2 protein-coding genes are annotated in these 974 nt (G+C 49.2%); one reads left to right on the top strand and one right to left on the bottom strand.

Going from position 1 to position 974, the window contains the following annotated elements:
- The coding region (locus J5224_RS30255; RefSeq protein WP_264628744.1) for a hypothetical protein at nt 1–252 on the bottom strand (252 nt) is incomplete at its 3' end.
- Nucleotides 253–301: 49 nt separating this feature from the next.
- Between J5224_RS30255 and pagP the strand changes: the two genes are divergently transcribed.
- Nucleotides 302–901: a lipid IV(A) palmitoyltransferase PagP gene (gene pagP / locus J5224_RS30250; RefSeq protein ID WP_413542265.1), complete on the top strand. Its 600-nt coding sequence runs from the start codon at nt 302–304 to the stop codon at nt 899–901.
- The last annotated feature ends 73 nt before the right edge of the window (nt 902–974 follow it).

Here is a 974-nt window from a genome sequence, read left to right as displayed (position 1 = left end):
GGGGATTTGAATACGGCGATGGGATTTGAGCGTTTCCATTCGCAAGCCGTTTTTCAGATGCTTTTCCTGATTTTTGTAGCGAATATTCTCCGAATAATCAGCTGTAATAGGATATTTTCTTATAAGAAATATCTCAAATATTGCTGCTGCACCGACAATTACACGCAATAGAGCGTGTGAATCCGTCATAATACCGCTTTGGACAGGCTTTTTTCCGTGGCCTGTTTCCCTAAACCAGACTTTCCCTGTCATGTGACGGTTCAGGTCTCGCAACAATATTGATGGTTTACGAGAAGCAAAGATGTATCTGAGACGTGTGATATTTATCCTTTTCCCTTTTCTGTTCTCGCTTCCTTCCCTCGCTGCCCCAACGGTTTCCCCCGTGGAAATGTCGAAGGAGGCTGTGCAGGACAGTAAGCAGGGCAGTTGGTGGCAAAAAGCCAAATTTAATTTGTCAGAAACCTGGTCGAACTCGTCAAGTCAGGAGCTCTATATCCCAGCTATCACCTGGCATAACCGCTGGACTTACGACAAAGAGAAAACAGACAAGTACAATGAACGTCCCTGGGGCGCGGGCTACGGTGTGTCGCGTCTGGATGCCGACGGTGATTGGCACGGCCTGTATCTGATGGCGTTTAAAGACTCCTTCAACAAATGGGAGCCGATTGGCGGCTATGGTTTCGAAAAACGCTGGACGCCGACCACCAACCCGGATTTTCAATTGGGGGCTGGCTTCACTGCTGGCGTTACCATGCGGGACAACTGGCACTATATCCCGATTCCGGTGCTGTTGCCGCTGGTCTCGGTGAACTATCAGCGTCTCTCCTTTCAGGCGACCTACATTCCCGGCACCTACAACAACGGCAACGTCTTTTTTGCCTGGCTGCGCTGGCAAATCTGACTGTTCGTATATAAACCAAATGTAAACCGCATTGGTCGGGGATTATGCAGCCAATGCGGTACAATGGCCCCTT

The organism is Candidatus Symbiopectobacterium sp. NZEC135 (assembly GCF_025962695.1).
The sequence above is the reverse complement of the archived record's forward strand: the minus strand, read 5'-3'. Positions and strand labels throughout refer to the sequence as shown.